Source organism: Acuticoccus sp. (assembly GCF_965213555.1).
Lineage (GTDB): Bacteria > Pseudomonadota > Alphaproteobacteria > Rhizobiales > Amorphaceae > Acuticoccus.
In genome coordinates this window covers 1,831,182-1,844,016 of sequence record NZ_OZ243890.1, presented here as the reverse complement: position 1 = coordinate 1,844,016, position 12,835 = coordinate 1,831,182, and the positions used below count along the sequence as shown (strand labels likewise).

Sequence of the window (12,835 nt, the reverse complement as noted above, 5' to 3'; positions counted from 1 at the left end):
GTCAGCCACGCGTCGACGACGGGCGGGTGTGATCAGCGGGACCATCCCCGTCTTGAAGTCCGCCGCAAGGATGCGCCCGACGCCGTACGGGCCGCGCAGGACGCTCTACGATCGGCTCGTCCGCTGGGCTGCGCAGAACGGGTGGAACGCGTCTTCCACACCCTCGCCGCAGCGGGCGGTCAGACGGTCGAGGCGCGCGGCGCCTGGCCCAACACCCCGCCGAAGGTCGGTCGCCGCTCGACGAGTTGCCTCTCGCCCGTCCTCCATCGCGACCGTGACGCCATCGAAGGCATGTTCGGCGGCCTCGACCGTGCTAACGCCACAGCTCGGCCACGCCGCTCCCCGCCGCAGGCTCCGTCGGCACCGCGAGAATTCGCTCCTTGCTGAAACGGCTCTTCGTTCTCCGTCTCCTTCCAGCGGAGGCCGGTTCAGACCGAGGGCACCCCAAGGGGCAACGTCAGGCCGCCAAGCCATCACATCCTGGGACTGGACGCCTCGCTGCGGAGCAGCCGCTCGACGACGCTGGGCAGGCTTGCCTGCCAGGTGGGTAGCGTCAGGCCGTAGCGCGTGGTGAGCTTGCTGCAGTCGAGCCGTGAGTTGGCCGGTCGCACCGCCGGCGTCGGGTACTCGCGCGTCGGGACCGGGCGGACGTGCGGCCGATGGGGCGACAGGACGAAGATCGCCTCGGCGAACCCGTGCCAAGTCGTCTCGCCGGCCCCCGCGACGTGGACGACCTCACCCCCGACCGGCCACGTATCGGCGTGTTCGCACAACCCGATGAGCGCCTCGGCGAGGTCGAGGGCGCTGGTCGGGTTGCCGCGCTGATCGTCGACGACGGTGAGGACCTCGCGCTCGGCGCCGACGCGCAGCATCGTCTTCACGAAGTTCCTGCCGAACGGCGAGTAGACCCAGGCAGTGCGCGCGACGAGCGACCGTCCGCCAGCTTCGCGCACGGCGACCTCCCCATCGGCCTTCGTCCGGCCGTAGGCGCTGCGAGGCGCGACCGGGTCGTCCTCGCGGTAGGGGCGATCCATCGTTCCGTCGAACACGTAGTCGGTGGACAGGTGCACAAGGGGCACGCCCTCCTTCGCGCACAGCCTCGCCAGCGCAGCGGGACCGTCGGCATTGAGCGCGCGGGCGTTCCCCTCCTCCACCTCCGCCTGGTCCACCGCGGTGTAGGCCGCGGCGTTGATGACGGCGTCGGGCGCAACGCGCTCGAGGGCCGGCGGGAGGGTCGCGGGATCCGCGAGGTCGACGTCCCCACGTCCGAGCGCGACGACGTCGTGCGCCCCGGCACGCTCGACGAGGGCGCGAGCCACTTGGCCGCTGCGGCCGATCACCAGGATCCTCACCGGTGCTTCCCCCTGCGCAGCTCCGCAGCGCTCGCGAGCTCGCGACGCCCGGCATCACGCTCCTCCTCGATGAGCGAGTGCGCCGCCTCGCGGGGGAAGCCGATCGCGACCAGCGTCTCCTCGCCCATCTGCAGCGAGGCCTCGAACGCCTCGAGCACCACCTCGTCGGCGCCCATCTTGTAGAGCTCGGCAGCGTGGGCCTCGTCGCGGGCGCGCACCACTACGGGGACCGACAGGCCCATCTCACGCACCGCGCCGACGACGTCGGCGTTGGCGTGCGGGTTGTCCATGGTGAGGATGATCGCCCTCGCCGTCGCCGCGTGCGCGTTGCGCAGCACGTCGGCGCGCCGCAGGTCGCCGAAGTAGACCGGCAGGCCGTGGGCGCGCGCCCTGGCGACCTGCCGCGACTCGAGGTCGAGGGCGACGTAGGGGATGCGCCGCGCCTCGAGCAGCGCGCCAATGGAGCGCCCGATGCGGCCGAACCCAGCGATGATGACGTGCTGGTCCGGCGCACCCTCGATGAGCTGCGCCGGCCGTCGCCCCGTGGGGTCGGCGCGTCCCCCAAGGTGTTGGCCAAGGCGGTGGATCGGACCGGCGAGCGCGCTGGTGAGCGCCATGGTGATGCCAGCGGCGACGACGAGGATGCGCGCAAGCTCCTCGGGCACCACGCCGAGCGTTGCAGCGAGCGCGAGGCCGACGAGCGAGAACTCGCCGATCTGGGAGAGCATCAGGCCGCTCTCCACGGCCGTCGCGAGGGGCTGACGGAAGGCGAGCGCCAAGGCGACGATGACAAGCGCCTTGATGGCGACCACCGCGCCGATGACCGCGGCGAGCGCACCCGGCGCCTCGAGCAGGACGCGGGGATCGATGGTCATCCCCACCGAGAGGAAGAACAAGCCGAGGAGCAGGCCCTTGAACGGCGCGATCTCCACCTCAAGCTGCCGGCTGAACTCGGTGTCGGCGAACACCAGTCCGGCGAGGAACGCGCCGAGCGCCATGGACATGCCCGCGAGCGAGGTCGTCGCCGCCGTGCCGATGATGACGAGGAGTGCGGCCGCGGTGAACATGTCACGGTCCTGCCGCGCGCCGACGAAGCGGAACACCGGCGCGATGATCCTACGCCCGGCAAAGAAGATCGTGGCGATCATCGCAGCGGCGAGGAGCACGCTCTCGGCAAGGCTCGACCACACGCTCGCCTCGGCCGTCGCCGCCATCGAGCCGATGACAAGGAGGACCGGCACCACCGCGATGTCCTGCATGAGGAGGATCGAGAACATGACCTGCCCAGGAGGCGAGGCAAGCCGTCCCTCGCCGACGAGGAGCTGGACGACGATCGCGGTGGAGGACAGGGCGAGCGCCGCTCCGACCGCGACGGACGCCTCGGGACCGAGGCCCACCGCACGTGCTGCCGCGGCAAGTGCGGTTGCGGTGACGAGGACCTGCAGCCCGCCAAGACCGAACACGAGCCGACGCATCGCCCACAGCCGCGGCGCCGACAGCTCGAGGCCGATGAGGAAGAGCAGGAACACGACGCCGAGCTCGGCGAGCTGGCTCACCCCCGCGGCCTCGGCGATGGCGAAGGTCGCAAGGGGCATGCCGAACACCGTGTCGGCAAGCGTCACGATGCCGAACGGGCCGACGGCCATCCCGGCGACGAGGTAGCCGAGGATCGAATTCAGCCCGAGCCGCTGCAGGATCGGCACCACGACGCCTGCCGACACGAGGAAGATCATGACCTCCTTGAGGTAAGGCAGCCCGTGGTGCGCTTCGCCTTCCATCGCCTCCCCCGATCATGGGACGCCCGGGAGCGGGCCGCTCCCCTTCTAGCGGAGGACGCGGCGCCGTGCGCCCGTCCCATGCGGTCGGACGCCAACGTCCACGGGAACCGCGACGCTCTGCCGGCACGCACCGACCTTGGTAGCGGATCAGTCGTCGGCAACGCGTTCACGCTGGCGATGGCTTGTGGCGACGAGGTCACGACGCGCGGCCGATCGACCCGACTGTAAAGTCGTACGCTTCCGCGCACGCCGGCGTTGGTTTAACGCGGCAATCCCGACCCACCGCACGGTCGCGAGAAGGAGGCGCGCCGTGGCCATCCTCACCGGACCGCTGGAGCCGCGACGCCGACACGTCCCGCGCGGGATCCTCCAACTTCGCCCTGCGTTCTACATCGCCAGCTACTTCGGCATCATCCTCTCGGTGGCGATGGCGATCCCGGCGCTCGTCGACCTTGCCGACGGGCGACCCACTTGGGCGGTGTTCGCCGTCTCCGCGAGCGGCGTGTTCGGCGTCTCCGTCCTCGGCGTCGTCTCGCTGCGCGAGGCCGTCCCAGTTTTCACCCCGCGCTTCGGCTTCCTGCTGACGAGCGTCCTCTGGCTCACCTCGTGCGTCATCGCCGCGGTGCCGTTCTGGCTGTCGCCGCTGCCGCTGACGCCTGCGGCGGCGTTCTTCGAGGCGACGAGCGGCCTCACGACGACCGGCGCCACCGTCCTGTCCGAGCTCGACGCCATGGAGCGCTCGTTCCTGCTGTGGCGCGCGATGCTGCAGTGGCTCGGCGGCATCGGCATCGTCGCCATCGGGCTGTTCCTCTTCCCGTTCCTGCGGATCGGCGGGATGCAGGTGTTCCGCACCGAGTCGTCCGACCGTGCCGACAAGGCGCTGCCGCGCGTCGTGTCGGTGACCCGCGCCCTGTGCTTCATCTACCTCGCGATCTCCATCGCCTGCGCGCTCACCTACTCCGCGCTCGGGATGAGCGCGTTCGACGCCGTCTGCCACGCGATGACGACCGTTGCCACGGGCGGCTTCTCAACCCACGATCGCTCGTTCGGCTTCTTCGGCTCGCCCGCCATCCTGTGGGCGGCGGTGTTCTTCATGATCGTTGGCGCGCTGCCGTTCGTGCTCTACGTGGAGTTCATAGTCCGCGGCCGCTTCACGCTGTGGCGCGACTGGCAGGTCCGCACCTTCCTGTGCGGCATCCTGCTCGTCGTCCTCGCCCTCACGGTCTGGCTCGACCAGACGCGCAACATCCACGTGGCGGACGCCTTCACGCAGGCGACCTTCAACGTCGTCTCCATCGTGACGACCACCGGCTACGCCTCGGACGACTACGCCGTCTGGGGCCCCTTCGCGTTCGGCGTCTTCTTCATCCTCACCTTCATCGGTGGCTGCTCCGGCTCCACGACGGGCGGCATCAAGGTCTACCGCTTCATCATCGTCTTCCAGGCGTTGCGCCGCGCCTTCACCCGCCTCGTCTACCCGCATGCGATGCAGCCGTTGCGCTTCGGTGACCGCATCATCGAGCAGGATGTGTTCGATTCGGTCATCATCTACTTCATCGCGTTCTTCTTAGTTTACGGGTTCACCATCCTTGCTCTGTCCCTTGCAGGCCAGGACTTCATCACCGCGCTCACGGGCGCGCAGACGGCGCTCACCAACGTCGGGCCTGGGCTCGGCGAGCAGATCGGGCCCGCCGGCAACTTCGGCTCCCTCGGCGAGTTCGAGCTGTGGCTCCTCGCCTTCGTCATGCTCCTTGGGAGGCTCGAGATCATGACGGTCCTCATCCTCTTCACGCCGATCTTTTGGAGGGACTGATGGAGGAGTGGTCGCTCGCCACCCGCCTCGTCCACGAGGGCGCGACGCGTTCGCAGTTCGGCGAGACCTGCGAGGCGATGTTCCTCACCCAGGGCTTCGTCTACCGGAGCGCGGAGGAGGCGGCGGCACGGTTCGCGGGCGAGGCGGACGGGTTCGTCTACTCGCGCTACGGCAACCCGACGGTGGCCATGTTCGAGGCTCGCATGGCCGCGCTCGAGGGGGCCGAGGCATGCCGCGCGACCGCGTCGGGCATGGCGGCCGTCACCGCGGTGATGATGGCCTCGCTGCGGGCCGGCGACCACGTGGTGGCCGCGTCGGCGCTGTTCGGTGGCTGCCGCTACGTGGTGGAGACGTTCCTCCCACGGTTCGGGGTCGCCTCGACACTCGTCGACGGCACCGACCTTGCGGCCTGGGAGGCCGCGCTGCGGCCGAACACGCGCGTCCTGTTCCTGGAGACGCCGACGAACCCGACGCTGTCGCTGGTCGACATCGCCGGCGTCGCCGCCGTGCGCGACCGGGCGGCGCCGGGCGCCCTCGTCATCGTCGACAACGTATTCGCGACGCCGCTGTGGCAACGGCCCCTCGCCCTCGGCGCCGACCTCGTCGTCTACTCCGCGACCAAGCACGTGGACGGTCAGGGCCGCTGCCTCGGCGGCGCGATCCTCGGTCGCGAGGCATGGATCAAGGAGCACCTGGAGGTCGTGCTGCGGCAGACGGGACCGGCGATCAGCCCGTTCAACGCGTGGGTGCTTCTGAAATCGCTGGAGACGCTGCCGGTGAGGGTCCGCGCGCAGACCGAGGCGGCTGCCGCGGTCGCCGACGCGCTCGCGGCGCACCCCGCCGTGGAGCGCGTGCGCTACCCCGGACGCGCCGACCACCCGCAGGCGGCGCTCGCCGCGCGGCAGATGACGGCGGGCTCGACGCTCGTCGCGTTCTATGTCCGCGGTGGCCGAAGCGCTGCCTTTCGCGCCGCCAACGCGCTGCGCCTCGTCGGCATCTCCAACAACCTCGGCGACGCGAAGAGCCTCCTCACCCATCCCGCGACGACGACGCACAAGAACCTGTCCGAGGCGGCGCGAGCGGCACTCGGCATCGACGACGGGCTGCTGCGGCTGTCCGTCGGGCTCGAGGACCCGGCGGACGTCACCGCCGACCTGACGCGCGCGCTAGACACCGTGCTTCCATTCGCCACGGAGGCCCGCTGAGACGGCCTTACCGGGCGGACGTCACCTCGAGGAACGCCGCGCCGAAGTCCTTCAGCTTGCGCTCGCCGACGCCGTGGATGCCGCGTAGCTCGGCCTCGGTCGTGGGCCGCCGCGCCGCCATTTCGATCAGCGTGCGGTCGGAGAAGATCACGTAGGCTGGCACGTCCCGGGTGTCGGCGAGCACGCGTCGCAACACCTTGAGGCGCTCGAGGAGCTCGCCGTCGTAGTCCGTCGGCAGCTCCGGCGAGGTCTTGCGCGTCTCGTCCCTCAGCGACAGGGCGTCCTTGCGCAGCGTGACGCGTGCCTCGCCCTTCAGGACGCGCCAGCCCTCGCCGGATACCTTGAGCGTCGGGTACTCACCCGCGTCCGCCTCCGCGAGGCCGATCACGCCAAGCTGACGGAAGATGGAGCGCCACGTCTTGCGCGACTGGTCGGCGCCGACGCCGAAGGTCTTCAGCTCGTGGTGGCCCCACTTCTCGACCTTCTCGGAGCGTTCGCCGCGCAGGACGCAGATGAGGTGCTCGACGCCGAAGCGCTCCTTCGTGCGCGCCACCGCCGACAGCGCCTTCTGGGCGAGCACCGTCGCATCGAAGGTCTCCACCTTGCCGGCGCACATGTCGCAGTTGCCGCAGGGCGCGACCGCCTCGCCGAAGTAGCCCAGCAGGAGCACGCGACGGCAGGACGGCGCCTCGCACAACGCGACCAGCGCAGAAAGCTTCTGCCGCTCGACGTCCTTGACCGCGTCCGACGCCTCGGACGCCTCGATCCATTGTCGGAACTGGCGGATCTCACCGAAGCCGTAGAGCGCGTGCGCGGTCGCAGGCAGGCCGTCGCGGCCGGCGCGGCCGATCTCTTGGTAGTAGCTCTCGATGTTCTTCGGCAGGTCCATGTGGAAGACGAAGCGCACGTCGGGCTTGTCGACGCCCATCCCGAAGGCGACCGTCGCGACCACCACCACGCCGTCCTCGCGCAGGAAGACGTCCTGGTTGCCGTCGCGCTCCTCCCGCTCGAGCCCCGCGTGGTAGGGCACCGCCCGCCAGCCCTTCTGCGCCAGGAAGGCCGCCGTCTCGTCCACGCGCCGCCGCGACTGGCAGTAGACGATGCCGGACTGCCCCTCGTGGGCCTTCAGGAAGGTGAGGAGCTGGGCGCGACCCTCGGCGCGCTGCGTCATCGCGAGGGAGATGTTCGGCCGGTCGAAGGAGCGCACGAAGACGCGGCACCCACCGGCGAACAGCCGCTCGGCGATGTCCTCGCGCGTGACCTCGTCCGCGGTCGCGGTGAACGCGACCGTCTGGGAGATCCCGAGGTCGCGCCGCACGTCGCCGATCTGGCGGTACTCGGGGCGGAAGTCGTGCCCCCACTGGGAGACGCAGTGCGCCTCGTCCACCGCGATCATGGCGACCGGCGCCTCGCGCAGCCGCTCCAGCGTGGCGCCGTCCGTCAGGCGCTCGGGCGATATGTACAGGAGCTTGAGCGTGCCAGAGACCGCCGCGGCGAGCGTGCGGCGGTTGTCCTCCAAAGCGTTCGCCGAGTTGAGGCTCGCCGCCGCGACGCCGAGGGACTGGAGCGCCAGCACCTGATCGCGCATCAGCGCGATGAGCGGCGACACCACGATGGTGACGCCGTCGTGCATCAGCGCTGGGAGCTGGTAGCACAGCGACTTTCCGCCGCCCGTCGGCATCACCGCGAGCACGTCCTCGCCGGCGGCCACCGCGCCGACGATCTCTTCCTGGCCCGGACGGAACGCTGCGAAGCCGAACACCTCGGTGAGGATCGCCGCCGCGGAGCGCCGGTCCCCTCCGGTGTGGCCGCCACCAAGGGCCAGCAGGTCGGTCACGAGCGGAAGTGCTTGGACAGCTTCAAGGCCTGCCCCTGGTAGTGCGAGGTGAGGCTGGCACCGTAAACGATGTCAGGGACCTGCGCCATGCGCTCGTAGGCGAGGCGGGCGACGACCTGACCGTGCTCCAGGATGAACGGCACCTCGCGCGAGCGCACCTCGAGCACGGCGCGCGCCGCCTGACCGGGACCGTGACCGAACCCCGGATCGAAGAAGCCGGCGTAGTGCACACGGAACTCGCCGACCAACGGATCGAACGGCACCATCTCCGCGGCGAAGGCCGGTGGGATCGACACCGCCTCGCGGCTCATCAGGATGTAGAACTCGTCGGGGTCGAGGATCAGCCGGCCGTCGCTCGCCTCGATGGGGTCCCAGAAGTCGGCGGTGGCGAGCGCGTCACGCCGGTCAACGTCGATGACGCCGGTGTGGCGCTTGGCGCGGTAGCCTACGGGGCCCGCCTCGGGCTTGAGGTCGATGGACAGGTTCATCCCGTCCTTGATGACCGCGTCCGGCACCGCCAGCGGCGAGGCTCGGTGGAGCTCGGCGAGCGCCGCGTCGTCGATGACGGCGTGACCGGTGCGGAACCTCACCTGCGACAGGCGCGAGCCGGCCCGTACCAGGACGGGGAAGGTGCGCGGGCTGATCTCCACCGCGAGCGGCCCGCGGTAGCCTGGCGGCGCGAAGTCGAACCCCCCGGAACCGTCGGCGATCACCCGCGTGAAGACGTCGAGGCGACCCGTGGAGCTCTTCGGGTTGGTCGACGCCGACAGGTGCGCAGGCAGCGCGAGGCGCTCCATGAGGGGCACGAGGTAGACGCAGCCGGTCTCCAGCACCGCGCCCTCGCTGAGGTCGATGGTGTGCAGCCGCACCCGCGCGACCTTGTCCGCCATCGCCTCGCCGGCCGCGGGCAGGAAGCTCGCGCGGATCCTGTGCGCGCGGGGGCCGAGGCGAAGGTCGAGGCTCGCCGGCTGGAGCTGGTCGTCCGCGATGCCGTCGTCGGCCGCGATCGCGCCGTCCCGGGCAAGCCGGGCGATCGCCTGGCGTGGCAGGATGCCGTGCGCGGCCGCACGTTCGGCGGGCCCTTCGGCGGTCCATGGTCGAAGCGCTTGCATCGGCTCTCCAATTCTGCCGTTGGCGTCGAACGGCTCGTCCGCAGATCGTGCGTCGGGTCGGCCGACCGGCACGAGCCGCAAGGCACGGCCACCCCGCTATCCCCGCAGTTGCGGGCGGCACAGGCGTGTCCCCAAGCCGCGGATCCGCGCGGGAGCCTGCGCCCGAACCGATCGTCGCACGCCTTAGAGGCACGGTTCGCCATGCTATATCGAAGGCTTATCAACGACGGGATCGATCGATGGTGACGGACAGCGAGCGCAACACCTTCGCGGGCCGCGCAAGCCGCTACGCGCGGGTCGGCGGCAACATGTCCGGCATCGCCGCGAAGATGATGGCCTCGCGCCTGTTCGGCGGCGAGCTGCAGCACGACCGCAACGCGATGGAGATCGCGCGCGCGCTCGGTAACCTCAAGGGCCCGCTCATGAAGGTGGCCCAGCTCCTATCCACCATCCCGGACGCGCTGCCGCCGGAGTACGCCGCAGAGCTGCAGACCCTGCAGTCCGACGCGCCCCCCATGGGCTACCCGTTCGTCAAGCGCCGCATGGCGGCCGAGCTCGGCGCGAACTGGCTGCAGCGCTTTGCAAGGTTCGACAAGGCGCCCGCGGCAGCGGCCTCCCTGGGACAGGTCCACCGCGCCGAGACGCTTTCCGGCGAGGCGGTCGCCTGCAAGCTGCAGTACCCCAACATGGACTCCGCCATCGAGGCGGACCTCAAGCAGCTCGGGCTGATCTTCCAGCTCCACCGGCGGATGCGCCCCGGCATCGACACCTCCGAGATCAACGCGGAGATCGGCGACCGGCTGCGCGAGGAGCTCGACTACGCCCGCGAGGCCCGTGCCGCCAAGCTCTACGGGCTGGTGTTCGCCGACGACCCGACGATCCACGTGCCCAGCGTGCACGACGACCTGTCGACCCGCCGCCTCCTCACGCTGGGGTGGCTCGACGGCCGACGCCTGCTGACGTACCGTGAAGCCCCGCTCGAGGTCCGCAACCGGCTCGCCAAGGCGTTGTTCCGCGCCTACTGGGCGCCGTTCGCGGAGATCGGCGTCATCCACGGCGACCCGCACCTCGGCAACTACACGGCCTTCAAGGCGGACGGCGAGCCGGTCGGCATCAACCTGCTCGACTACGGCTGCATCCGGCTGTTCCCGATCTCCTTCGTCGGCGGCGTGATCGCCCTCTACGAAGGCCTGCTCAACGGCGACGAGGAGCGCGTGGTGCACGCTTATGAGACCTGGGGCTTCCGCGGGCTGTCCCGCGAGCTCATCGACATTCTGAACATCTGGGCCCGTTTCATCTACGGGCCGATCCTGGAAGACCGGGTGCGCACCCTCGCCGATGGCACGAAGCCCGGCGAGTACGGCCGGCGCGAGGCGTTCTCGGTGCACCAGGCGCTGAAGGAGAAGGGGCCGGTGACGGTGCCCCGCGAGTTCGTCTTCATGGACCGCGCGGCGATCGGCCTCGGCGCGGTGCTCCTCCACCTCCAGGCCGAACTGAACTTCCACGAGATCTTCCGCGACCAGCTCGTCGCCGCGCCGCTCGACGGCGTCGCCGAGCGTCAGGCGACGGCGCTGGCAGCGGTCGGCCTGCCGAACCCCAACCCTCGGAGCCTCGCCCCCGCCTGACCGTCCTTCGCCCGAGGTGGCTGGGGACACGCCCATGACGTTTCGGTGTCGCCGACCCCTTTAACTCCTGCAGGCGAGTTGCTAAGTCTGCGGTGCGGCGGACGGAGCCCCCTGGGGTGCGGTCCCAGTCGCAACAACTGGCGCGGGGTGGAGCAGCCCGGTAGCTCGTCAGGCTCATAACCTGAAGGTCGTAGGTTCAAATCCTACCCCCGCAACCAGCTGTCGCCCATCAACCATGCCGACCCATCAGCGGGTCCCTTCAGCCGCCATCGGCGCGCCGAGCATTGCCGTCATCGCAGCTGCGACATCCCCACGACGCATGATGCCTCGCCGACCAGGAAGCGGCGCACGCCCGATCGGCCCAGGCGCGCAAGGTCCGCCCAGCTGGAAAGGCCGCTCCTGCTGATCACGCTGCGGTCGGAGGCACGCGGGGTGCCAGCGCTTCGGTGGTGTCGAGGCAGGTCTTGAACGTCCTCAGATCGCGGTTGTTGATGCCGATCAGCGGCGACGGTGACGCGAGGGCGCGCTTGAGCTCGGTGCCGTCGTGCGCCTCGATCAGGGCATCCATCCGCCAATGGGCCGCGGCATCGACGAGTTCGGCTGCGAGAGCGCGTCGCGCACCATGGCGAGGATGACGAGGATCGCGTCTGCGCCCAGAGCCAGGGCCTCTGCGACCTGGTAAGGATCGATCACGGGCAGCCTCGTAGCGGCACGCATGGCCACAAGGTGACCCGGAGCGCCCATGACGCTCGGTCCGTCCGTGAGGGCGCTGAGGCAGGCGGCGCCCCCGGGCTCGTAGGCCGCCGCGAGGCGCGGCGGATCGAAGTCGTGACGGATCAGTCCCCTTGAAGGGGAGGCCTTCTTCAACTCACCGATGAGCGCGTAGCCCTGAGCAGCAGCGCGCGTGAGAGCTGCGCCGAAGGGGCGGACCGGCGGAGCAAGGCGAGCCTCCGCCTCGATCGCTGAAAGCTGAGCAGCCGACTTCGCGGCGATGACCTCCTCGCGCTTGTAGGCTGCAATTCGCGCAAGGACGTCCCTCATGGGCTGACCTCTGCCTCGCTCGCCCCTGAAAGCGGGGCCGGCTCACCGCGCGCCATGTTCGCAGGAGAGGTCACGTCCGCGAGTGCGGCGAGCTTGGCGCGGGCGGCACCGTCATCGACGCTGGAGGCCGCCAAGCTTGCACCCTCGGCGAGGCTGTTCGTCCGGCCCGCCACGACGAGCGCCGCCGCAGCGTTCAGGAGCACCGCGTCGCGATAGGCCCCGGGCGCGCCGTCCAACAGGTCGGCGAGCGCCTGGGCGTTGCGTTGCGGCGTGTCGCCTCGGATGGCCTCGAAGCGATGCGTCGGCAGGCCGGCGTCGGCGGGGCAGACCTCGAACGCGCTGATCTTCCCGTCCGTCAGCGCCACCACCTGACTCGGTCCGGCGATGGACAGCTCGTCGGTCCCGTTTCCCCGCCATGGACGAGCCAGGCCGTTTGCGACCCGAGCAAGGCGAGCGTCTTCGCCATCGGGCATAGGAGCTAACGGCTGTAAGCACCCGTGAGCTGTCGGCGCACCCCAAGCAGGGTTGGTCAGCGGCCCGAGGATGTTGAACACCGTGCGCACCCCCATCTCCCGGCGCACCGGCTGCACATGGCGCATGCTCGCATGGTGCATCGGCGCCATCATGAAGCAGAGCCCGCGCGTGGCGAGCGCGCGCTGCGCCACGCCCGCGGTAACCATGGTTCCGACGCCGAGGGCGCCCAGCGCATCCGCAGCCCCCGAACGCGAGCTGAGCGCGCGGTTGCCGTGCTCGGCCACGGGCGCGTCGCAGCCCGCCATCACGATCGCCGCCGCGGTCGAGATGTTCAGCGTGCCCTTGCCGCCTCCCGTGCCCACGACGTCGATGGCGTCGGCGGGCGCTCTAACGCTGATGGAGCGCGCGCGCATCACGACGGCAACGTCGACGATCTCCTTGACGCACTCGCCACGCATGGCCAGCGCCATCAGGAAGCCTGCGACCTGTGCAGCCGTCGCCCCTTCCCGGCCATGATCACGTCGAAGGCCCGCTCGGCTGCAGCGTGGGGGAACGGGCCTTGCATGGCCTCGCGGATCAGCGCGCAAAGGTCGCTCAC

9 protein-coding genes, 1 tRNA gene and 1 pseudogene are annotated in these 12,835 nt (G+C 70.3%); 4 read left to right on the top strand and 7 right to left on the bottom strand.

Going from position 1 to position 12,835, the window contains the following annotated elements; all coding sequences use genetic code 11:
• Positions 1-473: 473 nt before the first annotated feature.
• Positions 474-1,352, bottom strand: coding sequence for a dTDP-4-dehydrorhamnose reductase (gene rfbD, locus ACOOE8_RS08835; protein WP_420394446.1), 879 nt, complete (start codon positions 1,350-1,352; stop codon positions 474-476).
• Positions 1,349-3,130, bottom strand: a complete 1,782-nt coding sequence (locus ACOOE8_RS08830) for a cation:proton antiporter (protein WP_420394445.1) — start codon at positions 3,128-3,130, stop codon at positions 1,349-1,351. Before ACOOE8_RS08830 ends, rfbD begins: the two co-directional genes overlap by 4 nt.
• 310 nt (positions 3,131-3,440) lie before the next feature.
• Here ACOOE8_RS08830 and ACOOE8_RS08825 point away from each other — a divergent pair, with 310 nt between their 5' ends.
• Positions 3,441-4,943 (top strand): TrkH family potassium uptake protein, encoded by a 1,503-nt coding sequence (locus tag ACOOE8_RS08825; RefSeq protein ID WP_420394444.1) that lies wholly within the window; start codon positions 3,441-3,443, stop codon positions 4,941-4,943.
• Positions 4,943-6,148 carry an O-succinylhomoserine sulfhydrylase gene (gene metZ / locus ACOOE8_RS08820; RefSeq protein ID WP_420394443.1) on the top strand — a complete coding sequence of 402 codons (1,206 nt, stop codon included), beginning with the start codon at positions 4,943-4,945 and terminating at the stop codon, positions 6,146-6,148. The genes ACOOE8_RS08825 and metZ overlap by 1 nt, the downstream gene beginning before the upstream one ends.
• A 7-nt stretch (positions 6,149-6,155) precedes the next feature.
• Here the strand turns inward: metZ and recQ are convergent, their stop codons facing one another.
• Both recQ and ACOOE8_RS08810 read right to left on the bottom strand, forming a co-directional pair.
• The gene (gene recQ / locus ACOOE8_RS08815; protein WP_420394442.1) at positions 6,156-7,985 is read right to left on the bottom strand and encodes a DNA helicase RecQ; all 1,830 of its coding nucleotides are present in this window, start codon (positions 7,983-7,985) and stop codon (positions 6,156-6,158) included.
• Positions 7,982-9,097, bottom strand: a complete 1,116-nt coding sequence (locus ACOOE8_RS08810; protein ID WP_420394441.1) for a 2'-deoxycytidine 5'-triphosphate deaminase — start codon at positions 9,095-9,097, stop codon at positions 7,982-7,984. Before ACOOE8_RS08810 ends, recQ begins: the two co-directional genes overlap by 4 nt.
• A gap of 239 nt (positions 9,098-9,336) precedes the next feature.
• Here ACOOE8_RS08810 and ACOOE8_RS08805 point away from each other — a divergent pair, with 239 nt between their 5' ends.
• Positions 9,337-10,722, top strand: a complete 1,386-nt coding sequence (locus tag ACOOE8_RS08805; RefSeq protein ID WP_420394440.1) for an ABC1 kinase family protein — start codon at positions 9,337-9,339, stop codon at positions 10,720-10,722.
• Between the two features lie 141 nt (positions 10,723-10,863).
• Positions 10,864-10,940 (top strand) — tRNA-Met (locus ACOOE8_RS08800).
• A 28-nt stretch (positions 10,941-10,968) separates the two neighbouring features.
• Here the strand turns inward: ACOOE8_RS08800 and ACOOE8_RS08795 are convergent.
• From ACOOE8_RS08795 to ACOOE8_RS08785, 3 genes and pseudogenes are all read right to left on the bottom strand, one after another.
• A pseudogene (locus ACOOE8_RS08795) lies at positions 10,969-11,763 on the bottom strand (indole-3-glycerol phosphate synthase TrpC).
• A complete protein-coding gene (gene trpD / locus ACOOE8_RS08790) occupies positions 11,760-12,707 on the bottom strand; it encodes an anthranilate phosphoribosyltransferase (protein WP_420394439.1) in 948 nt (315 codons plus the stop codon). The pseudogene ACOOE8_RS08795 and the gene trpD overlap by 4 nt, the downstream one beginning before the upstream one ends.
• Complete coding sequence (locus ACOOE8_RS08785; protein WP_420394438.1) at positions 12,707-12,835, bottom strand: hypothetical protein; 129 nt, start codon at positions 12,833-12,835, stop codon at positions 12,707-12,709. Before ACOOE8_RS08785 ends, trpD begins: the two co-directional genes overlap by 1 nt.

Excerpts from the sequence above, each read along its gene's own strand:
- ACOOE8_RS08830 (WP_420394445.1), bottom strand. The coding sequence starts at position 3,130 with ATGGAAGGCGAAGCGCACCACGGGCTGCCTTACCTCAAGGAGGTCATG.
- metZ (WP_420394443.1), top strand. The coding sequence starts at position 4,943 with ATGGAGGAGTGGTCGCTCGCCACCCGCCTCGTCCACGAGGGCGCGACG.
- ACOOE8_RS08810 (WP_420394441.1), bottom strand. The coding sequence starts at position 9,097 with ATGCAAGCGCTTCGACCATGGACCGCCGAAGGGCCCGCCGAACGTGCG.
- ACOOE8_RS08805 (WP_420394440.1), top strand. The coding sequence starts at position 9,337 with ATGGTGACGGACAGCGAGCGCAACACCTTCGCGGGCCGCGCAAGCCGC.
- trpD (WP_420394439.1), bottom strand. The coding sequence starts at position 12,707 with ATGGCGCTGGCCATGCGTGGCGAGTGCGTCAAGGAGATCGTCGACGTT.